General features: G+C 61.8%; 22 protein-coding genes. 16 read left to right on the top strand and 6 right to left on the bottom strand.

Going from position 1 to position 24,792, the window contains the following annotated elements; translation table 11 throughout:
• Positions 1-99 precede the first annotated feature (99 nt).
• The 6 genes from BM194_RS12885 to BM194_RS12855 all read left to right on the top strand — a co-directional run bounded on the left by BM194_RS12885 (position 100) and on the right by BM194_RS12855 (position 8,607).
• Positions 100-594 (top strand): RNA polymerase sigma factor, encoded by a 495-nt coding sequence (locus tag BM194_RS12885; protein WP_092847345.1) that lies wholly within the window; start codon positions 100-102, stop codon positions 592-594.
• Between the two features lie 90 nt (positions 595-684).
• Positions 685-1,452: an ATP-binding cassette domain-containing protein gene (locus BM194_RS12880; protein ID WP_092847343.1), complete on the top strand. Its 768-nt coding sequence runs from the start codon at positions 685-687 to the stop codon at positions 1,450-1,452.
• 39 nt (positions 1,453-1,491) lie between these two features.
• Positions 1,492-2,427: an iron-siderophore ABC transporter substrate-binding protein gene (locus BM194_RS12875; RefSeq protein WP_092847341.1), complete on the top strand. Its 936-nt coding sequence runs from the start codon at positions 1,492-1,494 to the stop codon at positions 2,425-2,427.
• A complete protein-coding gene (gene fhuB / locus BM194_RS12870) occupies positions 2,420-4,411 on the top strand; it encodes a Fe(3+)-hydroxamate ABC transporter permease FhuB (RefSeq protein WP_092847340.1) in 1,992 nt (663 codons plus the stop codon). Before BM194_RS12875 ends, fhuB begins: the two co-directional genes overlap by 8 nt.
• Positions 4,412-4,671: 260 nt before the next feature.
• Positions 4,672-7,839, top strand: a complete 3,168-nt coding sequence (locus BM194_RS12860) for a cellulose binding domain-containing protein (protein ID WP_092847337.1) — start codon at positions 4,672-4,674, stop codon at positions 7,837-7,839.
• 207 nt (positions 7,840-8,046) lie between these two features.
• A complete protein-coding gene (locus tag BM194_RS12855) occupies positions 8,047-8,607 on the top strand; it encodes a PRC-barrel domain-containing protein (RefSeq protein WP_092847335.1) in 561 nt (186 codons plus the stop codon).
• A 61-nt stretch (positions 8,608-8,668) separates the two neighbouring features.
• Here BM194_RS12855 and BM194_RS12850 read toward each other — a convergent pair whose 3' ends face one another.
• The 5 genes from BM194_RS12850 to BM194_RS12830 all read right to left on the bottom strand — a co-directional run bounded on the left by BM194_RS12850 (position 8,669) and on the right by BM194_RS12830 (position 15,081).
• A complete protein-coding gene (locus BM194_RS12850) occupies positions 8,669-10,774 on the bottom strand; it encodes a TonB-dependent siderophore receptor (protein ID WP_092847333.1) in 2,106 nt (701 codons plus the stop codon).
• Positions 10,775-10,940: 166 nt separating this feature from the next.
• Positions 10,941-12,596, bottom strand: a complete 1,656-nt coding sequence (locus tag BM194_RS12845; RefSeq protein WP_092847331.1) for a multidrug ABC transporter permease/ATP-binding protein — start codon at positions 12,594-12,596, stop codon at positions 10,941-10,943.
• A gap of 117 nt (positions 12,597-12,713) precedes the next feature.
• Entirely contained in the window at positions 12,714-13,631 is a 918-nt protein-coding gene (locus tag BM194_RS12840) for a 5-oxoprolinase subunit C family protein (RefSeq protein ID WP_092847329.1), read from the bottom strand.
• A complete protein-coding gene (locus tag BM194_RS12835) occupies positions 13,628-14,332 on the bottom strand; it encodes a 5-oxoprolinase subunit B family protein (protein ID WP_092847328.1) in 705 nt (234 codons plus the stop codon). Before BM194_RS12835 ends, BM194_RS12840 begins: the two co-directional genes overlap by 4 nt.
• The gene (locus tag BM194_RS12830; protein WP_092847327.1) at positions 14,329-15,081 is read right to left on the bottom strand and encodes a 5-oxoprolinase subunit PxpA; all 753 of its coding nucleotides are present in this window, start codon (positions 15,079-15,081) and stop codon (positions 14,329-14,331) included. Before BM194_RS12830 ends, BM194_RS12835 begins: the two co-directional genes overlap by 4 nt.
• A gap of 218 nt (positions 15,082-15,299) precedes the next feature.
• On the opposite strand from BM194_RS12830, the gene BM194_RS12825 reads away from it, so the two are divergent.
• The 10 genes from BM194_RS12825 to BM194_RS12780 all read left to right on the top strand — a co-directional run bounded on the left by BM194_RS12825 (position 15,300) and on the right by BM194_RS12780 (position 23,666).
• The gene (locus tag BM194_RS12825) at positions 15,300-15,737 is read left to right on the top strand and encodes a VOC family protein (RefSeq protein ID WP_092847326.1); all 438 of its coding nucleotides are present in this window, start codon (positions 15,300-15,302) and stop codon (positions 15,735-15,737) included.
• A 44-nt stretch (positions 15,738-15,781) separates the two neighbouring features.
• A complete protein-coding gene (locus BM194_RS12820; RefSeq protein ID WP_092847324.1) occupies positions 15,782-16,729 on the top strand; it encodes a LysR family transcriptional regulator in 948 nt (315 codons plus the stop codon).
• Between the two features lie 75 nt (positions 16,730-16,804).
• On the top strand, positions 16,805-17,800 hold the full coding sequence (locus tag BM194_RS12815; protein ID WP_092847323.1) for a TRAP transporter substrate-binding protein: 996 nt from the start codon (positions 16,805-16,807) through the stop codon (positions 17,798-17,800).
• A 105-nt stretch (positions 17,801-17,905) separates the two neighbouring features.
• Entirely contained in the window at positions 17,906-18,469 is a 564-nt protein-coding gene (locus BM194_RS12810; RefSeq protein ID WP_092847322.1) for a TRAP transporter small permease, read from the top strand.
• Positions 18,470-18,509: 40 nt separating this feature from the next.
• Positions 18,510-19,811 carry a TRAP transporter large permease gene (locus tag BM194_RS12805; protein WP_092847536.1) on the top strand — a complete coding sequence of 434 codons (1,302 nt, stop codon included), beginning with the start codon at positions 18,510-18,512 and terminating at the stop codon, positions 19,809-19,811.
• 172 nt (positions 19,812-19,983) lie between these two features.
• A complete protein-coding gene (locus tag BM194_RS12800) occupies positions 19,984-20,340 on the top strand; it encodes a gamma-glutamylcyclotransferase family protein (protein WP_244890962.1) in 357 nt (118 codons plus the stop codon).
• 80 nt (positions 20,341-20,420) lie between these two features.
• Positions 20,421-21,299, top strand: coding sequence for an AEC family transporter (locus BM194_RS12795; protein ID WP_092847321.1), 879 nt, complete (start codon positions 20,421-20,423; stop codon positions 21,297-21,299).
• 51 nt (positions 21,300-21,350) lie between these two features.
• Positions 21,351-21,539 (top strand): hypothetical protein, encoded by a 189-nt coding sequence (locus tag BM194_RS12790; RefSeq protein WP_092847319.1) that lies wholly within the window; start codon positions 21,351-21,353, stop codon positions 21,537-21,539.
• The gene (locus BM194_RS12785) at positions 21,539-22,993 is read left to right on the top strand and encodes a GMC oxidoreductase (protein WP_092847318.1); all 1,455 of its coding nucleotides are present in this window, start codon (positions 21,539-21,541) and stop codon (positions 22,991-22,993) included. Before BM194_RS12790 ends, BM194_RS12785 begins: the two co-directional genes overlap by 1 nt.
• Before the next feature lie 40 nt (positions 22,994-23,033).
• The gene (locus tag BM194_RS12780) at positions 23,034-23,666 is read left to right on the top strand and encodes a flavin reductase family protein (RefSeq protein ID WP_092847317.1); all 633 of its coding nucleotides are present in this window, start codon (positions 23,034-23,036) and stop codon (positions 23,664-23,666) included.
• 36 nt (positions 23,667-23,702) lie between these two features.
• On the opposite strand, the gene BM194_RS12775 is transcribed toward BM194_RS12780, so the two are convergent.
• A complete protein-coding gene (locus BM194_RS12775) occupies positions 23,703-24,458 on the bottom strand; it encodes a sulfite exporter TauE/SafE family protein (RefSeq protein ID WP_092847316.1) in 756 nt (251 codons plus the stop codon).
• Positions 24,459-24,792 lie beyond the last annotated feature (334 nt).

Here is a 24,792-nt window from a genome sequence, read left to right as displayed (position 1 = left end):
GACTCACCAAGGGATGGGTTACCCGCCTGCGGGCGGGTAGTCGTTTCGGCCAAGGCACGGAATGTGCCCCAGGCCTTCACTGTTCAGACGTGATCCGCCATGACCTCCACGCTCGATCAGTTGTTTCAGGAACATTCCCGGGAACTTGCCGGTTACCTGGCGCGCAAGCTGGACGCCCCCGATCTCGCCGCCGACCTGTGCCAGGAAGTCTACTTGCGCCTGCGACGCTCGGCGCTTCCCGATCCGCTGCGCAACCCACGCGCCTACCTGTTCCGGATCGCCCGCAACCTGCTCATCGATCACCAGCGCCAGCGCGGCGCGCAACCGGAAACCATGCCGCTCGACGATCCGACCCTGGCGCTGGAAAGCACGACAACTTGCCCCGAGACTGCGGTCAGCCAGGCGCAGCGCCTGGCCCAGGTGCGCGCCCGCCTGTCCCGACTCCCCTCCCACGTTCGCCAGGCCCTGCTGTGGCATCGTCTCGATGGCCTGCCCCAGCGCGAAATCGCCCAGCGGCTCGGCGTGTCCGAACGTATGGCGGGACGCTACATCACCCAGGCCATCGAAGCCTGCGCTCGCGAGGCCAGCCGGTGAGCGCTTGTGTCGCAGCGGGTAATTTTGATAACTGTTCTTATTTGAATTACGATTGCGACGTACGAGTCTTTCCCTTGTGGGGTTCATCGCATGTTCGACGTCGACGCTGCCAGCTTCGAAGTAGGTGGCAAGTGCCTGTTGCAGCCTACCAGCCTGACCTTCGGCGAAGGTCAGGTCCATGGCCTGATCGGTCACAACGGCTCAGGCAAGTCGACGCTGCTCAAGCTGCTCGCCCAGCAGCAGCCGGCAAGTGGTGGCGAGATTCGGCTCGATGGCCGCGCCCTGTCGGCCTGGGGCAATCGTGAGTTCGCCCGGCAGGTCGCCTACCTGCCGCAGCACCTGCCCAGTGCGGAAAACCTGACCGGCCGCGAGTTGGTGGCGTTCGGCCGCTACCCCTGGCATGGCCTGCTGGGTCGCATGACTCGCGAGGATCGCACCCAGATCGAACGGGCCATCGCTCTGACGCACACCGAGGCCTTCGCCGACCGTCTGGTCGATACCCTGTCGGGCGGCGAGCGCCAGCGCGTGTGGCTGGCCATGCTGCTTGCCCAGGGCAGCCGCTACCTGCTGCTCGACGAACCGCTGGCAGCACTGGACATCGCCCACCAGGTCGAGGTACTGGCACTGGTGCGCAAACTGTGCCGCGAGCTTGGCCTGAGCGTGATCATCGTGCTGCACGACGTCAACATGGCGGCCCGCTACTGCGACCGATTGATCGCCCTGCACAGCGGCCGTCTGCTGGCCCAGGGCTCGCCCGGCGAGATGATGTGCGACGCCACGCTGGAAGCGATCTATGGCATTCCCATGCGCGTGATGCCACACCCGGGTGGCGAGCATCCCATCGCCATCCTGCACTGACATTTTCGCTTCGCTGACCGCCATGTTTCCGGAGACTGCGTGACCGACGAGACCTCCCAGCCCGCTCATTCAAGATCGGCCCTGGCCGCTCTCGTCGTCACGCCACTGCTGATCCTGCTGTTGCTGGCCAGCCTGACGCTCCCGAGCAGGGCGGATGAGCCACCCGACATCGCCACCCTCGACTGGACCCTGGCCGAGACGTTGCTGGCCCTGGGCGTCGTGCCGGCAGGCGTCGCGCAGATCGAGGCCTATGGCGATTGGGTGCTCGAGCCGGACATTCCCGACGGTGTCTCCGATCTCGGCCTGCGCACCCAACCCAACCTGGAGCTGCTGGCCAGCCTTGGGCTCGACCGAATCCTGATTTCACCGATGTTCGCCAACCTCGAACCACGCCTGTCACGCATTGCTCCAGTGACCACCATCGGTATCTACGGGCCGGACAGCGATCCCTGGCAAAGCATGCTTAAGGCGACCCGCCAAGTGGCGGAGGTGGTGAATCGTCCACAAGCCGCCGAGCGCCTGATCGAGTCCACCGCCACCTATCTGGACGAGACGCGGAAAGAACTGCCCAAAAACGTGCCGCCGTTGTTGCTGGTGCAGTTCATGGATGCCCGTCATGTGCGGGTATTTGGCGAGAGCGGCCTCTACCAGGCAGTCCTCGACCATATGGGCCTCGACAATGCCTGGCCCGGCCCGACCAATTACTGGGGATTTTCGCTGGTGGGCCTGGAGAAGCTGGCCGAACTCGACGCCCAAATGGTGGTCATCGAGCCGTTGCCGGTCGGGGCCGCCAAGGAGCTGCAATCCAGCGGGCTGTGGCGCAACCTGCGTGCCGTACGTGAGCGTCCGGTCATCTACCTGCCGCCGGTCTGGAGTTTCGGCGCCCTGCCCTCGGCCAAGCGCTTCGCCGACCTTCTGGCCACGGCCTTGCAGGCACCCTATGCGACAGCCGATGGAGACAAGGCGGATGATTGAAGCTTCGCGCTTGATATCGCCGGCCAGAACCTGTCTGTTGCTGGCCCTGCTCACGGTCGGGCTGGGCTGGCTGGTCTTGGCTAACCAAGCTCAATTGTCGCTGGCGACCGCCCTGCAGGCCCTGTTTTCGCCGGCGCACGATGATATCGCCCAGGTGCTTGCGCACTATAGCTGGTGGCCACGGCTGGTCATCTCGCTGTTGGCCGGTGGCGGCCTGGCCCTGGCCGGAGTGCTGATGCAGCAGGTACTGCGCAACCCGCTGGCGGCGCCCACGACGCTGGGCGTGGCCAGTGGCGCCAACCTGAGTTTGCTGGTTGCCACACTAGCGGCGCCCGGCCTCATGGAAGTGGGCCGCGAATGGGTAGCCTTGGTCGGTGGCGGACTGGCCATGGGGCTGGTGTTCCTGCTGGCCTGGCGGCGCGGCCTGTCCCCTGTGATGGTGGTGCTGGCAGGCCTGGTGGTCAATCTCTATTTCGGTGCCCTGTCGTTGGTGCTGCTGCTGTTCAATCAGGAAGCACTCAAGGGCCTGCTGATCTGGGGCGCCGGCTCGTTGTCGCAGAATAGTTGGGAGGGCGTGGCGTTCCTGTGGCCGCGCCTGCTTGTCGGCACATTGCTGGCCTTCGCCATGCTCAAGCCGCTTAGTGTGTTGGAACTCGACGATACCAATGCCCGGAGCCTGGGCGTGTCGCTAAAGTACCTGCGCCTGGCCAGCCTGGGTCTGGCGGTGTTTCTGACCGCCTGCGTGGTTAGCGTGGTCGGCGTGATCGGCTTCATCGGCCTGGCGGCGCCGGCCATCGTGCGCCTGCTGGGTGCGCGCCGCCTGGGTCCGCGCCTGCTGTGGTCGGGCCTGCTCGGCGCCCTGCTACTGGCCTCTACCGACCTGCTGCTGCAGCGCTTTTCCGGGGCTCTGCCGACGCTGATCCCGACCGGGGCGACCACTGCCGCACTCGGCGCCCCGCTGCTGCTGTGGCTGATTCCGCGCCTCAAGCTCGGCAGCGACCGCCCCCGCACCGGTGTCTCCCTGCCCATGGCTACTCGTCCCGCAATGGCCTGGCTGCCCGCTCTGCTTGGCGTGGGACTGCTGTTTGCCGCGGCACTCGCCCTGCTGTCCGGCCAGAACGCTGAAGGTTGGCAATGGCTGCCTCGGCTCGGTGACACCCCGATGCTCGAGTGGCGCCTGCCGCGCATGCTGGCCGCTGCGGGTGCCGGCGTGCTGCTGGCGCTGGCCGGCACGTTGGTCCAGCGCGTCACCGGCAATCCCATGGCCAGCCCTGAGGTATTGGGCATCAGCGGCGGCACGGCCATCGCACTGATACTGGCCATATTCCTGATCCCCGGCGCCAGCCAGTGGACCCTGATCGGTGTCGGCACATTCGGCGCGCTGGTGACCTTGGGTGTGCTGATCGGGCTCAACTATCGCAGCGGCTTCCTCCCCGAGCGCCTGCTGCTCACCGGGGTGGCCATCACTGCCTTGTTCGATGCCGTGCGCAGCTTCATCCTCGCGGGTGGCGACCCACGCGGTCAACAGATCATTGCCTGGATGTCCGGCTCGACCTACTACGTCGACTTGTCCACGGCAGTGATTGTCGTTGCCCTGGCTGCCCTGCTCGGCCTGGCCACGGCCCCCTTCTCGCGCTGGCTCGACCTGCTGCCCCTGGGGGCCCCTACGGCCAAGGCGCTGGGCGTGAACATCCTGCGCTCGAGATTGATACTGCTGGGCTTGGTAGCGCTGTTTACCGCCTGCGCCACGCTGGTGGTCGGCCCGCTCTCGTTCGTCGGCCTGCTGGCGCCACACATGGCCCGCCTGCTGGGCTTCTCCCGTGCCGGTAGTCACCTACTGGGCTCGGCCCTGCTCGGTGCCCTGTTGATGGTGGTCGCCGACTGGCTCGGCCGGCAGTTGCTGTTCCCCGACGAGATTCCCGCCGGGTTGGTCGCCTCATTGTTAGGCGGCGCCTACTTCATGTGGGGCCTGCGACGCCTATAGGGCCACACTCGAGGTCAAAGCCCTAAAATAGCGGCAAAAGCGCCGCTTCCTCTCACTCAAGTTTGTCTTCGGCACGCCGTTAACGGAGTCATGTCCTGCTTGCAAGAGCAAGTCAGGGACGACATCCGGGCGAGTGAATGCCCACCACACCGCCGTTGCCTCTTCCTTGAGGATAACGCGTGACTCTCCTGCAGCCGACATCGTTCTGCGGTCCGCGCCCACGCTGGCCGTCCTCCTGAGTTTTTCGATACAGGTGCACGATGCGTCCCTCGATCAAATACAACGTGACCAGCCAATGGAATGGCGGCTATGTGATGGAAGTCTTCATCACCAATGAAGGGACTCAGGCTATTCAGGACTTTCAGGTCGGCTTCGATCTTGATGGGACCATTTCCGATGTCTGGGGTGGCGTCATCGCCGGCCAATCGGTAACCGGCTACACCATCGCCGACGATGACGACCAGAACGATATCGCTCCCGGCGAGACCGTACGCTTCAAGTTCAAGGTACTGACCGACAGCGGCGACATGCCATCCGGTTTCACCGTGAACGACGAACCTGCCGCCGTGAACGGTGTCGAGCCGATAGCGCAGGATACGGTAACGGAGAGTCTCGACAGCATCATGGAAACGATCACCGACACGGTGGAAGCGGTAGACGATGCTATAGACACCGTCGTCACCGAGGTGATCGAGACGGTGGCCGATACCGTGGAAACGGTGATCGAAGATGCCCTGCCCTCCCTTGGCGAGGCCATCACCGTCCAGGTGGGGTCGGATATTACCGCTAGCGAACTCGAGGCGCTGATCGCCAAGGCGCCGGCCGGTGCCACCATTCAGCTCGCTGCCGGTGAATACCGCTTCGACGACTCGATTCACATCACGCGCTCGGATATTGCCGTGGTTGGCGCCGGTTCCGACCAGACACGCATCACCTTTACCGACAAGGCGCTGGCCAATGACGACTCGCATGCCTTCTATGTCGAAGGCACCCACACCGAGTTCGCCGGCACGTTGCGCAGCGATGCTGCCGAGGGCAGCAACACCCTGGCCCTGAGCAGCAATCATGGGCTCGGGGTCGGAGACACGGTTCGCATCTGGCAGGACAACACGCAGGAGTACTTCGAGGAGATCGGCGATACTTCCTGGCAGAAGCTCAACGCGCCGTTGCGCACCAGCATGGCCAAGGTGGTTGCCGTGGATGGCGACACGGTCGTCCTTGATCGGGGCGTGCATTTCGATTTCGACGGCGGGGAAACCAAGGTCGAGCGCATGGATGCCCTGGAGAACGTGACCCTGCAGGGCTTTACCGTCCAGTATGAGCTGGGCACGCCCGACAATGCCGTATTCCAGAACACGCTGTCCAGCCTGACCGATTACCAGGCCGTAAAATTCGATGGCACGGTGAGCAGCAGCGTCGTGGATGTCCAAGTCCTCGATGGACCGTCCACCGCGTTCGAGTTCGCCCTGAGCCTCGACATGACGGTCGATGGCGCGCAGGCCCATGGCGCGTTCAACAAGGGCACCGGCGGCAACGGCTATGCCTATGAGCTGCGCGAAAGCTATGACGGAACCTTCGTCAATCTCGAAGATTCGGGCATGCGCCACAGCATCCTGTTCGCCTCCTGGCGCTCGTCCGTGGGCAACGAGGTGCATGTGCTCTCCACCGACCGCGACGTCAATTTTCATGGTGGACAGGATCATGACAACACCGTCCACGTCGAACAGTCGATTCGCGACCCCAACGCCGACGGCATGTCCACCACGCTGTGGTACAACAACGGCGGCGAGAGCTTCGGGGCCATTACCGAGGCCGGCGCCAACACCATCACCTTCGACTATGTGATCGGTTCGCGGCGCGACGACATTCTTCAGGGCTCCGACGATGGCGTCTACCTAGATGGCGCGCTGGGTCACGACACCCTGAGCGGCGGCAAGGGCGATGACATCCTGCGTGGCGGCCTGGGCAGGGACACGCTGATGGGCGGCGAGGGTTTCGACACTGCCATCCTCGAGCAGGACTACACGGCCTACAAGATCCGTTTCAACGACGACGGTAGTCTCTACCTGGACGGCAGCAGTGACGACAATACGCTGATCGACATCGAGCAGGCGATCTTCGCCGACGGCACTCGCCTGGACATCGCCACTCGCCAGACGAGCCAGGGCGACAAGCCGGTCGTGCCGACGGCGGCGGAAATCCTCGTCAAGCCGGTTACCGAGATCACCGAGCCGGTCGTGGATGTGATCGAAGAAGAAACCGCTCCGCCAGTCGAAGACAGTGTAGTGAGCACACCGGAAGACACCGTGTCTGCACCGGACTCCAACATTGACGAGCCTGTGATCGTTGCCCCCGAGCCGGTGCCAGAGGAAACGACACCGGCGATGGACGTCATCGAACCGGCCCCCGAGGTAGACACTGGCGACTCGATCAGTGCCCAGGTCGATCTGGAAACCGTCAGCCAGTGGTCCAATGGCCATGTGATGCGCATGACGATCACCAATACCTCCGCCGAGGCTATCGAGACGCCACAGATCACCTTCAGCCTGGCGGCGGATATCGACACGCTCTATGGCGCGACACTGCTAGAGCGCAACGGCGACGTCTATACCGTGCGCTACGACGGTACTGATATGGTCGAAGCCGGGGAAGCCCTGCGCATCTCTTACAAGGCCTACGTTTCTCCGGACGTGCAGCCGAGCGTATTGGCCATCAATGGCCTGGCGCTGGAAAGCGCCACGAGCGAACCTGCCGGCGAGGACATCGCCGCTCCGGTCATCGACGAGCCACCGACAGACATCACCGAGGGCAGTCTCGACCAGCCGACGACCGAAGCGCCCGCGGAGGAAACCGCTGACGAGATCATCAGCGAACCGGTCACGGACGAGACCGTCAGCGTGGCCCAGCCCAGTGATGCGCTGGTCGTGACCAGCAATGTTACCAAGTCCTGGAACAGCGGCTACGTGACGGAAGTGCTGGTCGAGAATACCTCGGACATCACGCTGAGTCAGCCCAAGGTGACCTTCGATCTGCCGGTGGAGATCGCCGAACTCTGGAATGGAGAATTTGTCCCGACTGAAGACGGCTACACGGTATCAGCCATCAACGGCGGCGTGGAACTCGAGCCAGGCGAAGTTTGGCGCTTCTCCTACAAGGTAAGCGATACGCAGCAGGCACTGCCCAGCAATATTGATGTCTCGAGCGCCGAGGATTTGCAGGAGGCATACGCGACCGACGAGTCCGAGTTGATCGTGTTCCCGGGCATCGAGGAATTGCTGACGAGCGGTGACGACACGACGCAGGTCTTTGACAGCGAGATCGTGCTGACCACCGAGAGTAGTGACAGCACGAGCACACTACTCGACACCGAGTTGGCCAGTGCCGAGTTGTTGGGCACGGACACGGCGCCCAGCGACACGCTCATGTGATACATGAAGTAGCATGACGGGGGCCTGGCGCCCCCGTTTCTGTTACAGGGTTGAAATGTATGGCGCATGTCTTATGTTGGAAGAGAGCCTAAGGAAACTGGCTTGAACGATCGTTGTCTCACGTTATGACGTTGCCAGATGTTTCGAAGGTAAAAGCCTCGCTAACGCGACGTACATTCAAAAGGATATTGAAGAAGGAGCGACAACATGACCCTGCGCAAGCCGCTCAATCAGGCGATCACCACGGCCCTGATCGCTGGTGGCCTCACTCTCGGCGGAACCGCAATGGCCCAGCCCCAAGGGTTGTATTCCGCCGATGAATTGATGGATGCCGAGGTTTATTCCAAGGAAAGCGATACCGAGACCATTGGTGAAGTCGAGGACATTCTGCTCGATGAATCCATGCAATTGCACAGCGTGGTCATCGAGACGGGTGGCGTATTCGATTTCGGCGAGAAACAATACGTGATCGACGCCGGCAACTTCGCGGTCGAGACCAGCAATGGAGACAATCTCGACAATATCCAGTATCGGGTGCTCGTCAACATGACCGAAGAGCAGATCAGCCAGCAACCCGAATATACCAACGATTGGTGGAACCAGACCAAGCAGACTACACGCCAAGCTTGGGAAAACACCAAGGAAACCGCTAGCAGCGCCTGGGAAAGCACCAAGGCATTTACGTCAGATATGCTGGAGGATGCCAGCGACGCGCTGGACGAGGCAGGTGACGAAGCCGACCAGGCGGTGCAGAACGATCAGCAGTAAATCAGTTTACAAGAGACAACCCCGGCTCTATGCCGGGGCTTGTTTTTCTATCTATAGGTGATTACCAACGGTATTTAAGGCTGCCGATTACGCTCCGCGACTCGCCGTAGTAGCACCATGAGTTACAACCGCTAATATAATCTTCGTCAGTCAAATTCTTGATATTAATTTGAGCTATCCAAGACGGAGTAAACTCATAGCTCGCCATAGCATCGTACGTGGTATAGGAAGAAACCTCCTCATTACTGTTAGGATCAGCATTGACGCTTTCTCCTACGTAGCGCACCCCGGCACCTACATCTACACTATTCAGCACACCTCCCTCAAAACTGTAATCTAGCCACAGAGAGGCCTGATGATAAGGAATTAAACCGGCGCGAAATTCACCACGATCGGGATCCTCGATCGTAGTGTCCAAATAGGTATATGCCGCGGTCAACTGCAACTGATCAGTGATGTAGCCCACCCCTTCCAACTCGAAGCCACGAGAATGACGCTCGCCACCCTGCCGCTGGATGAACTCCCCTACATTGCTATACAAGGTATTGGTTTCTTTGAGATCAAAGACGGCAGCAGTCATATAACCATCAAGCCAATCGGGAGTGTACTTAATGCCAGCTTCCCATTGCTCGCCCTCGCTGGGCACATAGGCCTCATTATCAGGGCCGCGCCCAACTTGGGGGCTAAAGGACTCGCTATAACTGAGGTAAGGAGAAAGACCATAGTCTCCTAAATACATTACCCCACCACTAAAGGAAACCTGACTCTCACTTTCATCGTAAGGCACAGCAGTAGGATCCTCACTGTAACTTTCTACATCTACCGAGTCGTGACGCACTCCACCGAGCAAAACCCAGCGATCACCCAGCCGCAACTGATCCTGCAAATAGACACCAACTTGCTCTTTCTTATCTTCAACACGATAACGCAGCGCACCTGGCGATAGGTTACCGTACTGAGGATCGAAAACATCAATGGGAGTAAAAACACCATCCCCCACTCGATAATTTATGTCAAACCTCTGGTAATCAATCCCTAACAGCAAAGTGTTTTCAGCCTTAGAGGTAAACCATTTTCCTACCAGACGATTATCGACCGTATAGGCATCATAATCTCCTTCGCGATAGGTCAGAAAACGGCCAACTGTTCGACTGTCTGTTTCGAGTGAGGTATACGGTGACAGCGAACGCAGGAAAAGGTCCATACGGCTGTAACGCAGATTTTGCTCGAACTGCCAAGTGGAGTTGATATCGTGCTCAAATTCATAACCCAGTGTAAACTGCTCACGCTCAAGGCGCTCGTAATCAGGTTCGCCTAGGTTCGTTTCTGGATCAATACGCCCAAAAGCAGTATCAAGCAATGAGCCTTTGACCGGCCGAAAGCCCTTGCTAGGCGTACCGTGATCTTTCGTATAACTTGCAAGGAGGGTCAAAGAAGTATCTTCGGAAAAATCTACCGCTAGGCTGGGAGCCAGATATACACGCTGATTGCCGGTGCCCTCCAACTCGCCATCTTCTTCGCGGAATAGGCCAACCATTCGGTAACTTATATTTTCATGCTCAGCGACTGGGCCGGCAGAATCGACACCAAGTTGGCGATGATCCTTGTTACCGGCCTCGATTTCTACGAGCCCCTGCCGTTCCTCTGTAGGCCGCTTGCTGATTGCGTTCACCACTCCGCCGGGAGGCGCTTCACCATACAGGATAGAAGCCGGTCCTTTGAGAAGGTCGACACGCTCTAACCCGAACGGCTCAGTTACCCACCAAAAATAACCTCCTTCACGGAACAGACGTAACCCATCCATGTAAGTGGAATCTTCGCCACTGAAACCACGCAGGAAAAACCAGTCCGCGCTGTTGTCATCGCCATAGGGAGCGGAAATAACTCCGCTGCGATAGCGGAAGACCTCATCGTAGCTGTTGACTGCTCTTTCGTTGAGGTCTTCCCGTGAAACCTCTGAAACCGCCCGTGGTGTTTCTAGCGCAGGGACTTCGACCTTGAGGGCAGTAGCCGTAATAACCATGGTGCCCGTTTCATCGGGACTGGCCGCCCCTTCCTGAGCCGATGCCGCGAGGGGCATCGCCACCAGGGCACCGGAAAGCGACAGGCCCAGGCAGTGGCGAATGGCCTGGGCAAGGGGCTGGGAAGCGAAAGCAGGGTTTGGCATGGAGGCCTCGGGCGTGGTTTGGGCGGGATGCAAAACGCCGTATCGGCCCCTGGCGTGGGATTTGGATGGAGCCTTAACAGCGGGTAAACCTAACGCATAGGATAAGGATTTTTATTTGCACTAACAATGGAACCATCTTATCAATCCAGGGTCCCGCCGCGATATTTCAACCGATACGAGATACCGCGTCCCGGCTTGCCAGTTCGCGCTGCTCCCCGGTCAGTTCGCTCAACAGCCCGTCACGCATTTCAAGTAGTCGATCGGCCTGTTCGAAGTAGCTGTCGTCATGACTGATGGCAAACACCGTCGTGCCCGCTTCACGCAGCCTTGGCAGCAGTTCCTGGTAGAAGACGCGCCGGAATCCCGGATCCTGGTCGGCGGCCCACTCATCGAGCAGCAGGAAGTCGCGCTGCTCGCAGATGGCCATCAGCAATGCCAGGCGCTTGCGCTGGCCCTGCGAGAGTTGCGTAGAGGCGACCTGCTGGTCGACGAAATCCAGCTTGTGACGCATGGCCAGGCGATCCAGCCAGGTATCGATCAGCTCGGGATCGGCCTTGCCGCCGTCGGGGCCGATCAACTGATCGAAAAGATGGAAGTCGGTGAACACGCTGGCAAAGCGTTGGCGATAGCGCTCCCAGTCGCCCGCCTCGACCGGCTGGCCATCGACGAGTATCTCGCCACTCTCGGGTTGGTACAGGCCGGTCAGCAATCGGGCCAGCGTCGACTTGCCGCTGCCGTTGCCACCGATCAGGAAGATTTGCTCGCCCCGCATGATGCAGAGGTCGATTGGCCCCACGGCAAAACCGTCCCGTGTTGCCTGGGCCGGATAGCGATAGGTGACGTTGCGCAGCTCCAGGGTTTGCCAGTCGGAGGCAGGCGTCGCGGTACCGAACTCACCCCGGTAGTCGGCCAGGTCCAGCCCGGCAAGCTTGTCGAAGGCCACCTGGGCACTGAGCAGTGTCGGTAGCGCACCGACCGCTTGGATGAGCGGCGTGCGTAGAAACAGAATCGCCAGGGAGTAGGTCGCCGCCACGGTGGTGTCGGCCCAACCCAGGCCGTTGGCCATGAAGAAGACGATGCCGATGGCGCCGAGCATCATGATGTTCGACCAGTTGTTGGCGCTCAGGTGGTAGGTATCGGCACGGATGATGTGGTAGCGATAGTCGCGGGCATTGGCCTCGTAGCTCTCCTCATAGAATCGCCGGGCACGATGCCGGTTGAGGGCCAGCTCCTTGCGTCCGTCGATCACCGATTCGTAATCTCGATAGAGCCGATCCTCGGCATCGCGTACCCGGTGGAAGTGGCTATAGACCCGCGACACCAGCCACCAGCCCACCGCCATGGTCATGGCAATCCATACCGCCGTAACGACAAGCATCGGCGGCGAGAGAGTGAAAAGATAGGCTATCGTGGCCAATGTCAGAATCACACCTTGTACCAGCTCGGGTAGGCGCACGAAGGCAATGGTGACGTTGCGTATATCGCTCGACAGGCTGGCCAGCAAGTGCGCGCTTCCTACCTGCTCGAGGTGCTCGATGTCGGTATCCAGAATACGCTTGATGAGCCGGCCGCGCAGCCGGTAGACGAACCGGTGGCCCAGTGTCGTCAGGGCCAGTTGCGAGGCCAGTGACACGGCCAGCAGCACCACCAGCAAGGCGATGAACTGCGGCAACTCGCTCAACGCGTTGCCTCCGGCGACGATCAGACGCTGGTTGATGAAGGCAATGACACCGATCCCCAGCCCGGCGCTGGCCATGCTCAACGCCATGACGCCGATGAAAGGCCAGCGATAGTCGCGAAAGACGACGCGCAGCAGTTCCATAACATTTCCCGAGTCGTGGTTGCAGGCGCACACCTTTGTGGAAAACGCGGCCTGCGTCAACGACTCGTTTGCATTTGCAATACAGTGGAACTTGCTGCGCCCACCCTGCCTACTGGCTTATCCCCACGCTTGCCACTGGGCAAGATAAGCCTGCCGGGACTGGCCGGGCGTTACCGGCACCAGGCGCAATGCATCGCCTGGTGCACATTGAGCCAGGCGCGCGCAGGCCAACGGCGTCAGGGCACCGAGACGGGGATAGCCGCCTACGGTCTGGCGGTCGTTGAGAAGGATGATCGGCTGGCCATCGGCAGGCACCTGAACGGCACCCAGCGGGATGCCCTCCGAAACCATGCCGCTCAGGGTGCAGCGCAACTCGGGTCCGCGCAACCTGACGCCCATGCGATCGGCCCGGGTGTCCACCTGCCACTCGCTATTGAAGGCTGCATACAGGCTCGCGCCGGTAAAATGAGCGATCTGCGCACCGACCACCAGGCCCAGCGCGCTCGGCGCCTCGTGAGGGAGCGACACTCCCTCGGGTAATCGCCTTGTCTCGGCCGAGTCATTGGGCCAGGCCAGTCGATCCCCTGCCTGCAATGCCCTGCCCTGACCATCCAGCCCGCCCAGTCCCTCGCGCACCACGCTGGAGAGACTGCCCATGACCGGCTCGGCCTGAATGCCTCCCGGCACGGCCAGATAGGCACGCAGTCCTTTAACCGGCTGGGCGAAGGCCAGCGACTGACCGGGTTCGATCACGAAGCTGCCGTTGGCGGGCAACGGCTCGCCATCGAGCGTGGCCCCCAGGTCGGCTCCGGCCAACGCCAGTGTGACCCGCGACTCGGCACGCAGCACGAGACCGCCCACGGCAATTTCCAGCCCTGCCGCTTGCGGTGAATTACCGAGTTGCCAGTTCGCCCAACCCAATGACACCCAATCCAGCGCGCCACCCTGGGTCACGCCCAGATGGCGCACGCCAAAGCGGCCCATGTCCTGAACCAGGGCCTGTGGCCCGGTGCGCTCGACGATCAAACCACTCATCCACGCTCCTCCAGCGGTGTGGGATCGCCACCCTGCTCGATGAACGCCTCGCGACTGATCGCCTCGAAGCGCACGCGATCGCCAGGCCGAAACAGGCTGTAGCCTTCGCGGCCCCGGTCGAACAGTGCTACAGGCGTGCGCCCGAGAATGTTCCAGCCGCCTGGCGAACGCATGGGATAGATGGCGGTCTGGCGGTCGGCGATGCCCACGCTGCCGGCGGCCACCTTCTGGCGGGGCGTCTTCAGACGCGGCGTGGCCAGTTCCTCTTCGACCAGCCCCATGAAGCCATAGCCCGGCGCGAAGCCCAGGGCGAAGACGCAATAGTCACGGCCGCAGTGGCGAGCTATGAGCTCCTGGGTATCGATTCCCAGGCGCTGGGCAATGCGCGGCAGCTCGGGACCGACGCTCTCGTCGTACCACACCGGGATCACATGGCGCTCGCCTTGCGCCTCTTGTGTCGGTTGCAACCCATGCAACGCCTGGCGAGCCAGGTCCCAGGCCTCGGTATGCGTCAGTCGCATCACGTCGTAATGAATCAGCAAGGTGGTATAGGACGGCACCAGATCGACCAGCGCCTCGCCGAAGGCCTCGCGCAGTGCCGCATCGGCCGCCGTCAACCACGGCATGTGGTCTTCGTCGATGGTATCGAACAGGCGGACGATGAAACTGTCCATGCCGACCGTTTCGAGTCGTGGGGTCATGTCCGCTCCAGCGTCTGGAACGCTTCACGTATGGCACGTACCGCGGCGACCGATTCGGCATTGTCGCCATGCACGCAGAGCGTGTCAGACACCAAAGTCAACGAACTGCCGTCATTGGCCGTCAGCGGCTCGCCGCGTGCCAGCTTGACCGCCTGCTCGACGATCACTGCCTGGTCATGGTGTACCGCACCCGGCTCGCGCCGTGAGACGAGTTGACCGCGTGCGTCATAGGCCCGATCTGCAAAGGACTCGAACCACAGCGTGATACCCATCTCGGCTGCCAGCGACTTCATCGGCTCGGGGTCCGCCGTGGCCATGACCAGCAGTGGCAATTGCGGGTCGTAGGCATGAACGGCACGCATCACGCCGCGTAATAAATCGAAGTCGCGCGTCATGTCGTTGTACAGCGCACCGTGCGGCTTCACGTAGGTGACCCGGCCGCCCTCGGCACGGCAGATTCCGTCCAGCGCCCCGATCTGGTAGAGCAGCATGGCCTCGACCTCGGCTGGCGAGCAGGCCATCGAGCGGCGACCGAAGCCCTGCAGGTCAGGGTAGGCGGGATGGGCACCGATACGTACGCTATGGGCCACGGCCAGCGCCACGGTACGGCGCATGATGATCGGATCGGAGGCATGGAAACCACAGGCGATGTTGGCACAGTCGACGTAGGGCATGACCTCGTCGTCGAGGCCCATGCTCCAGTTGCCGAAGCTCTCGCCCATGTCGCAGTTGAGTAGCGGAACGGGCATGCGATTTCCTCTCGTTATTGTCATTGGTTGGTGAGACTTGCCAGATTACCCACTTTAGGAATCGCACCGAAAACGGTCCAATCGTTTTTCGTGATGCGCGGTATAGACGCAACTTTTCATGTGCGGGGTTTGACGAAATCAGTTGACGTTACCGCAGCCGAAGGCAAAGAATTCTGCAGGTAATCATCCTGATAATTTTTACAAAAGGAGACCTTTTCATGGCTGTCAGTGACCCTTTCCACCTGGCCATCCAGGTCCGTGACATCGACGAGGCGCGTCGTTTCTATGGCGACTTCATGGGCTGCCCCGAAGGACGCTCCTCCGACAGCTGGGTCGATTTCAACCTCTACGGTCACCAGTTCGTCTGCCACCTCAATCCGGCACTGAAGGACAACCCGGTGTCCAGCCACAAGAACCCGGTCGACGGGCATGGCGTGCCTGTCCCGCACTTCGGCATCGTGCTGGAGATGGCCGCCTGGAACGCCTTGGCCGACAAACTGCGCTCCCATGGCGTCGAGTTCGAGATCGAGCCTTACGTGCGCTTCAAGGGCGAGCCCGGCGAACAGGCCACCATGTTCTTCTACGATCCGTCCGGCAATGCGCTGGAATTCAAGGCCTTCAAGGATCGCGAGACCCAGCTGTTCAAGAAGGCATGACGTCGGCCACGCCGGCTGACGACACCACGTAGCGAGGCGCTGCCATGTTCGATTTCAAGGAACTCGAAGCCTTAGTGTGGGTCGTCCGCCTGGGGTCGTTCCGCAAGGTTGCCGCCCGCCTGCACCTTACCCAGCCGTCGATTTCGGATCGCATCAACCGGCTGGAGGCGGCGGTCGGCGAGTCGCTGCTCGAACGCACCGCCCGCCCGGTGCAGCCCACCCTACGCGGGAGGGAATTCTTCGAGCATGCCGAGCACCTGCTGGCGGGCCGCGAAGAGGCCCTGAGACTGTTCCAGAATGAGGAAGAGTTCTCGGGCACGCTGCGCCTGGGCATCATCGAGACCATTGCGCATAGCTGGTTTCCCGACTTCATGCGCCGCCTGGCCGAGCGCTATCCGCAGTTGACCATCGAACTGACCGTGGATATCTCGCCACTGCTGCATCAGCGCCTGGCGGACAACGACTTCGACATGCTGTTCGCGATGGACGGTGTCGCTCCCGGGCTGTGTGTTGAGCAGGTGCCCCTGGCGACGTTCGAGATGGGTATGTTCGTCGCCCCTCAGCACATCGAGACCCTGCGTCGGCAAGGCCCGCGTGCCCTGCCGTTCATCTCCTTTTCGCGCCAGGCACGCCCGTATGGTGAGCTGGTCACCTACCTGGCCGAGCAGGGCTTCGAGGACCCCAAGATCCACTGCGCCAGCACGCTGATGTCGATTGCCCGCATGAGTATCGAAGGCCTGGGCATCGGCGCCTTGCCGGTGTCCACCGTCGTCGACAGCGTAAAGCGTGGCGAGCTGGTGCGGCTGGACCTGCCCACGCCCCTGCCAGCCATGTACTACGAAGCCATCTGGCGCACGACCAGCTATCCCAACTTTAGTCGCAGCGTGTCGCAGCTCGCCCAGGACTGCGCGAACCGTTATGCCCAGGAGCATGCCGACGATGCCACGCTACCCAAGGTGAAAGCCTGGACCGATACTGAAAATAAGAATTAACGATTTGACCTTGCAATAGCGTGGCTTGAAGAATGAATTGACCCGACTCATTCAATAACAACATGAGGTAATCCCATGCCTACCCGTCTGTTCTCCCTGGCCGCACTGGCGACTGTCGGTGCCATGGCCGTTTCCGTACCGACGTTCGCCGCCGAGCAATGGAACCTGGCCACCCCCTACGGCGACGCCAGCTTCCATACCCAGAATACCAAGCAGTTCGCCGAGGATGTGCGTCAGGCCACCGATGGTGAAGTCGATATCACCGTACATGGCGGCGGTTCGCTGATCGGACATGCCGAGATCAAGCCCTCGGTGCGTCGTGGCACGGTCCAGGCCGGCGAGATCTTTCTCTCCACATTGTCCAACGAGTCGCCGATCTACGAGGTCGACACGCTGCCGGGACTGGCCAACAGTTACGAGGATGCCTATGCGCTGTGGCAGGCCTCCAAGCCGATCATCACCCGGATGTTCGCCAAGGAAGGGCTGATGCCGCTGTATTCCGTGCCGTGGCCCTCGCAGGGGATCTACACCGATTTCGAGCTGACCGACGCCTCGCAGTTCCAGGGCCTGCGCGTGCGTGCGCCCAACATCAATACCCAGCGCTTCGTCGAGAACCTCGGCGGCAACCCCACCGAGACCGAGGAAGCCGACATCCCCACGGCATTCAGCACCGGGCGCGTCGACGCCATGATTACCTCGGTGTCGACCGGCAAGGCCATGTCGGCGTGGGATTACGTCTCGAACTTCAGCGATGCCAACCTGTGGTTCCCGAAGAACATCGTGTTCGTCAACAAGCGTGCCTTCGATCGCCTGGACGAGTCCGCCCAGCAAGCGGTGCTGGACGCCGCGGCCCAGGCCGAGAGCCGCGGCTGGCAGATGAGCCGTGACGACCGGGCAGCCAGCGTCGAGGCACTGAAAGAGCACGGCGTCACCATCACCGAGCCCCAGGGCGAATTGCAAGCCCAGCTGCAGGCTGCCGGCAACGAGCTTTTCGAGAGCTGGCAGGAGCGAGCCGGCGAGCAGGCCGAGCAACTGGTGTCCGACTACCGCAAGCGTCAGGCGGCCCAGTAACGCGAGTCGGGCCGCTCCGCCGGCCCGATCCGACCGCAGGGCGTGACGAAGCCATCCGATGGCATCGTCGCGCCCTCGCCCCACCCGTCATGTGGACGTTTCGCCATGACCTTCCGACTTCGCAAGCTCTATGACCTCGGCGCCTGGGGCGCCGCCATCTGCATGCTGATCATCTGCGCCCTGGTCACGCTGCAGGTCCTGTTTCGCTGCCTGGACGGCCTGCTGGTCCTGTTCGGCGCCAGCCGGCTGGGCCTGGAAGTCTCCGGCGTGTCGGAGATCGCCGCCTACCTGCTGGTGGGCGCCACGTTCCTGAGTCTCGCTTATACCTTCGTTCACCATGCACATATTCGGGTGACGTTGGTGATTTCGCGCCTGCCGAGCGCGGTTCGCGTGTGGGTCGAGAGTGCCTGCCTGGTCGTGGCCCTGGCATTGAGCCTGGTACTGGGCTGGGAGTTGATCGGCCTGATTCGGGAGAGCCTCGATTACGGCGATGTCTCCTCCGGCCTGCTCGCCATTCCGCTGTGGATACCGCAGACGGTGCTGACGATCGGCGTCGGCCTGCTGTGCCTGGCGCTTGTCGAGGCACTTATCGCCACGCTGCGTATCGCTGTCACGACGCCGAACCGTTACATCGCCCCCGAACGCCATGAAGAGGCCGGTGGCGAATGAGCCGCACCCCTCGTCCACGCTATTTCTGGAGATCGCTCCCGTGCTGACCCTCAGTCTCGTCACGATCCTCGCCCTGGCAGTGCTGTTGGGTGGCGGTGTGTGGATCGCCTTCGCCCTGCTCGGCACCGGCTGGATTGCCCTGTCGACGTTCACGAGCTTCGAACCCGGCCCGATCCTGGCCTCGGATTTCTGGGGGGCCAGCTACGGCTGGGAACTGACCGCCCTGCCCATGTTCGTGTGGATGGGCGAAGTGCTGTTCCGTTCCGGTCTGGCCGACAACATGTTCCGCGCCCTGTCGCCGTGGCTCAATCGCCTGCCCGGGCGCCTGCTGCATTCCAATATCATCGGCAGCGGCCTGTTCGCTGCTGTCTGCGGCTCCTCGGCGGCGACCTGTGCCACCGTCGGCAAGATGACCCTGCCGGAGCTGGAACGGCGTGGCTACGACACCAACCTGGCCATCGGCACGCTGGCCAGCGCCTCGACGCTGGGCCTGCTGATTCCGCCCTCGATCATGATGATCGTCTACGGGGTGGTCACCGAGCAGTCGATCTCGCGGCTGTTCATCGCCGGGATCGGCCCCGGCCTGCTGCTGCTCGGCCTGTTCATGACCTACCTGATCGGCTGGTCGCTACTGGTCGGCGAGCGCCAGGGGCGTGCCGGCAAGCGCGAGCCATCGACCACGCTGCGCGAGAAACTCGCCGGCAGTATTCAGCTCATACCGTTACTGATACTCATCGGCGGCATTCTCGGCAGCATCTACGGTGGGTTTGCCTCACCCACCGAAGCGGCATCGGCCGGTGTCGTGCTGTCGATGCTGATTGCCCGCGCCAACGGTCATTTCAACAAGGCGATCTTCCTCGACTCCCTGTTCGCGGCACTACGTACCTCGTGCATGATCGCCTTCATCATCGCCGGGGCATCGTTTCTGTCGTCGGCGATGGGCTTCACGCAATTGCCCATGCAATTGGCCAACGCCATCGCCGGAATGGGCCTGTCGCCAACGGCGCTGCTGGTGATCCTGACCCTGTTCCTGCTGGTGCTGGGCTGCTTCCTGGACGGCATCTCGCTGATCCTGCTGGTGACCTCGATCATCATGCCGCTGATAGAGACCGGCGGGTTCGACCTGATCTGGTTCGGCATCTATCTGGTGATCGTCGTCGAGATGTCGCAGATCACCCCGCCGGTGGGCTTCAACCTGTTCGTCATTCAGGGCATGACCGGCAAGGATATCGTGACCATCACCCGGGCCACCGTGCCGTTCTTCCTACTGATGCTGCTGGCCATCGCCCTGATGCGCCTGTTTCCCGAGATCGCGCTTTATTTGCCCCAGGCAATGAATTGAACCTGCCTGCCGGTCCGTGCCGCCATGCCAGGCACGGACCGGCGTTTTCCCCGCGCTCAACGACGACTGGCTCAATGCTGCTAGACTACGGCCCTCATCGACCGAGTCGTGCTTTCACCTGCAGGAGCCAGCGCCATGCCAACGCCCGCTCTCGCCACAACGTACCCCGCTGGTGGCCGTCTACGGCACGCTCAAGCGTGGGCTGCGCAATCATTACTGGCTATCCGAGGCGGAATTTCTGGGGTCGGATCGCCTCACTGCCGTCACACTCTACGACCTGGGCCCTTACCCAGGCGCCAAGCCCGAGCCGTCACTTGGCATCGAGGTGGAGGTCTTTCGTGTCGATAGCAACGTTCTTGCCGGTCTCGACCGCCTGGAAGGCTACCGGGTACGCGCACCCAAGCAGGGCGATTACGACCGCCTGGTGCATCGCACCGCCTTTGGCCCGGCCTGGCTGTATCTCTACAACCACAACGTGTCGGGCTGTCGCCCGATCCGCGAAGGGGCCTGGCCGACAGCGCGCCGTTAGCGGGCTTCGCAATTGCACAATGGGCTGTCGATTGTAGACAATAGTCGAACCCTGTTTCGCTTCGATACCAAGGACCGCCCATGTTCGCCGAACTCTTCGCCGTGATGGCCCCTGTCTTTTTCGGTGCCAGCCTCGGCTTCTTCTGGAAACGGCTGGGCTACGACTATCCCGTCGACTTCATCACCCGCCTGGTCTTCAACATCGGTACGCCGACCCTGATCCTCGCGGCCCTGGGCAATGCGGAGATCGACGCGCGCAGCTTCGGCCAGACCATGCTCGGCACGCTGCTGGTGCTCCTCCTCATGGCCGCAGGCAGCTTCCTTCTGGCCAAACTGCTGCGCAAGAACTGGAAGGTCATCATTTCACCGATGATGTATCCCAATACCGGCAACATGGGCTTGCCCGTCGCGCTCTATGCCTTCGGCAAGGCCGGCTTCGCCTATGCCATCACCATCATGGTCTCGGTGGCGCTGGTGCAGTTCACTTTCGGCGCCATGCTCGCCAGCCGCAGCGGTCGTCCACTGCGCACGTTGCTGCGCACCCCGACCATCTATGCCATCCTGATCGCTTCCGTCCTGCTGCTTACCGGACATACCCTGCCACGCTGGCTGTCCAATACGGTCGAATTGATCTCCGGTTTCAGCGTGCCGCTCATGCTGATCACGCTGGGGGTCTCGCTGGCCAGCATCCAGGTACGCAGCCTCGCTTCGAGCCTGGAGTTCAGCCTGCTACGTATTCCCGCCGCAGCGCTGGCGGCCTTCGGCGTGTCGCAACTGCTCGGACTGCCACCGCTGGCACAGAGCGTTCTGATCCTGCAGATGAGCATGCCGGTGGCGGTCTACAACTACCTGTTCGCCCAACGCGCCCGCCGCGAGCCGGAATATGTCGCCGGGCTGGTGTTCTGCTCGACCCTGCTCTCGTTTCTTTACCTGCCGGTATTACTGGCGCTCATGATGTGAGGCGCTCGCGGATCGGATAGAGTGGATCTCAAACGATAATGAGGTCATGCCATGCGCTTACCGCAAAAGGACTTGCTGCCCCCTCCTCCTTTGTCACGTCGACATTTTCTGGGCCTGCTCGGCGTGACCCTGGTTGGTCCGTTCACGGCGAGTGCCAATATCTCTCGGCCGCCGGATTCCGGCCAGGGTGACAAGCCACGCAATGTCAACGGCTGGCTGCTTCGCGAGAGCGATATCTGATGCAGATCGAATTTTCCGAACTCGGCAACCATTCCGTTGACGTATGTATCGTGGGCTGCGGTGCGGCCGGGCTCTCGATGGCCCAGCGACTGGTGCGCCAGGGCTATCGTGTGGCCCTGTGCGAGGGTGGCGACCACGAGTACAGCGAACGTTCGCAGGAAATTTATGCCGGCGAGTCGCTCGGCGATCCCTACATCCCGCTCGTCAGCGCCAGGTTGCGCTACTTCGGTGGATCGACCAATCACTGGGGAGGCATCTGCCGCTCGCTGGATACCTACGACTTTGTCGCAAAACCGGCCGCTCCCGCGACGACGGCCTGGCCGATCGGTCGTGAGGCGCTGGAGCCCTACTATGCCGAAGCGGCGGATATTCTGGGCGTCGTTCCCATTCCCCCGGATAGCGATATTCCCGGTACAGGACTCAAGCGGATCCATTTTTCCGCTCCGCCCCCGACACGCCTGAAGCCCAAGTACACCGCATTTGTCCAGAATGCCGAGGCACTGGCCTACTGCCCGACGGCCAACCTGTGGGGGCTGCAAACCTCGCAAGGCAAGGTGACGCGAGCGGTCTTCCGCGACTATGCCGGCAATGAGCGAAGAGTCAGTGCCCACTACTTCGTGCTGGCCTGTGGCGGCATCGAGAACTCACGCCTGCTGCTGTGGTGCAACCGCCAGGCGGACGGTCAACTGGTCAAGCACCCCGAGACCCTGGGCCGCTACTGGATGGATCACCCCCATGCCACCATTGGCCGGGCGCTGTTTCTCGACCCTGCCCGCTTCGGGCTCGACCTCGACCACACGGCCTTTCTGGCCCCGACCCCCGACAGCATTGCCGAGCGGCGCATTCTGAATTGCGGCCTGCGCTTGCACCGTATGGGCGACGAGGATACCGAGCAGTTGATCGACGACCTGGCCTTTGCCGCGCCGGCACTGGGACGCCAGCTCAAGGACAAGGCCCTCGGCAAACGCCTGATGTGTGGTGCATTGCTGCGGGCCGCGTGGGAGCAGGAACCGCACCCGGAGAGCCGTATCGAACTGGACACGGCAACCGACAAGCTGGGCATGCCGCGCGCCCGCCTGATCTGGCGCAAGACCCCGCTGGATGCCAGAACCGTTCGCGACAGCACCCTGTTGCTCGGCGACTACCTGCGCGATCAGAATGCCGGCCGGTTACAGCTTGCCCCGTGGCTGGCAAATGAGGCCGTCGAGGCCATTGAGTTTCCGGCCGACGGCGAAATTGCCGGTCGCCATCATATGGGCGGCACGCGCATGAGCCTGACCTCCGACCAGGGCATCGTCGATAGCGACTGCAAGGTGTTTGGCCAGGATAATTTCTATATCGCAGGGTCAAGCGTGTTCCCCAGTGCGGGGCATGCCAACCCTACATTGACGCTGACGCAACTCGCGCTGCGCCTCAGCGCCCATCTCGAGCGCCGGCTCGGCCAGCGCATATGAATGTCGCGCGGTGCCCCTCATAACCTGACGGAGCGTTCACATGTCCCCAACCCACTCAGCCGACCCGGCTTTTTTCGATGTCGCGCAATTGGACGCCGGCACGGTTTATCGCTTGCTTTCAGGGGCCATTGCGCCCCGCCCGATTGCCTGGGTATCTACTGTCGATGCCGAAGGCAACGCTAACCTGGCGCCGTTCTCGTTCTTCAACGTCGCCAGTGTCGACCCGCCGGTCCTGGCCTTTGCTCCGCTGCTCGACGATCGCGCCATGCCCAAGGACACGGTGCGCAACCTGGAGACAGTGCGGGAGTGTGTGGTGCATATCGGTAGTGAGGACCTGATCGAGGCCCTGAACGCGACCAGCGCCACGCTGCCCCCCGACGGGGACGAGTTCACTCATGCCGGACTCGGCAAGGCCCCTCTGGGAGAGTTGAAGCCCCCACGCATCGCCGAAGCGCCGATCGCCTTTGGCTGTCGGGTCCGTGACGTGCTGAGCTTCGGTGACCGGCCGCGCTCGGGGCGCCTGGTGCTGGCGGAGGTCGTGGCCATCCATGCCGACCCCGGGGTGTGGGATGGACGCCACGTCAGTCGCGAGGCCCTGCGTCCCGTTGGCCGCCTGGCCGGAGCCGATTACGTGCGCACCACGGATGTGTTTGCCCTGGAGCGCCCTAGCTGAACCAGAAGCCCCTGCCGGTGACACGAGCTACGGGGCTCAGGTCCTGAAAAACAGGATCGTCATGACCAGGCCCGTGGCGATGACCACCGTGCGAACCACGACCGCCGGCAGCCGGCGCGCCACGCGGGCCATGACATAACCGCCGGCAATGGCGGCGATCATCATGACCAGCGACTCTTTCCAAACGATGGCGCCGCCAAGGGCATACAGCGTCACCGCAATTGTTGTGAGCACCGCGGAAATCAGGTTCTTCAACCCCTGCATCATGTTGAGGTCGCGGTGTCCCAACAGGCTGAAGACTGCCAGCAGCACGATGCCCAGCCCACCATTGAAGTAGCCACCGTAGAGGCTCACGGCCAGCAGCGACGCCGCATGAGCGATGCCGCCTGCCTCGCCATCACCACGCTTGAGCGCAGTCATCAAGCGCGGACCGGCCGCGAAAAGCACGGTCGCCGCCAGTAGCAGCCAAGGCACGACGGCACGAAAGACCTCATCGGGGGTAACGAGCAGCAACCCTGCACCCAAGGCCCCTCCCAGCAGGCTGACGCCCAGCGTCTGCCCCATGGGCAGGGCCGCGGGGGCTTTCAGGTCTTCACGGAAACCCCAGGTACTGGCGACATAGCCTGGCAACAGGGCCAAGGTGCCCGAGGCATTGGCAGCCACGGCCGGCACGCCCGCATATACCAGGGCCGGAAAGGTGAAAAAGCTCCCCCCGCCTGCGATGGCATTGAGCCCGCCTCCGAGAAAGGCGGCAACGATAAGCAGTCCCCAGGTAAAGAGAGAGTCTTCCACGGCGTTTCCTTACTGCGAACGAGACAGACATGGCTGGCACTGAGTTGGCACCCAGGCCGGCATGGCATGTATTGGTGCAGGCAATATTACACTGCAAGCTGTTTCTGTTTCAGGTAGACCAAAGGGCTATGTCCTCAGTTCAACTAGGTTATTGGCCTACTCATAAAATGAAATTATTTTCCATTTTATCCGAAAATGGATCGCGCAGCCTGCCGGAACGGCCTCGGAAACAAGCCATACTGTCTAGTCCTGAAATAGGTTGACACCTAATTTCGCCTCAGAGCGCCCGATGCACTGCATCGGGCGTTTTGTATTTCAGGGCCAGGTGGGGCCG

It is taken from the genome of Modicisalibacter xianhensis (assembly GCF_900113605.1).
In the GTDB taxonomy this organism is placed as follows: Bacteria; Pseudomonadota; Gammaproteobacteria; order Pseudomonadales; family Halomonadaceae; genus Modicisalibacter; species Modicisalibacter xianhensis.
This window is presented reverse-complemented; position numbering and strand designations above follow the sequence as displayed.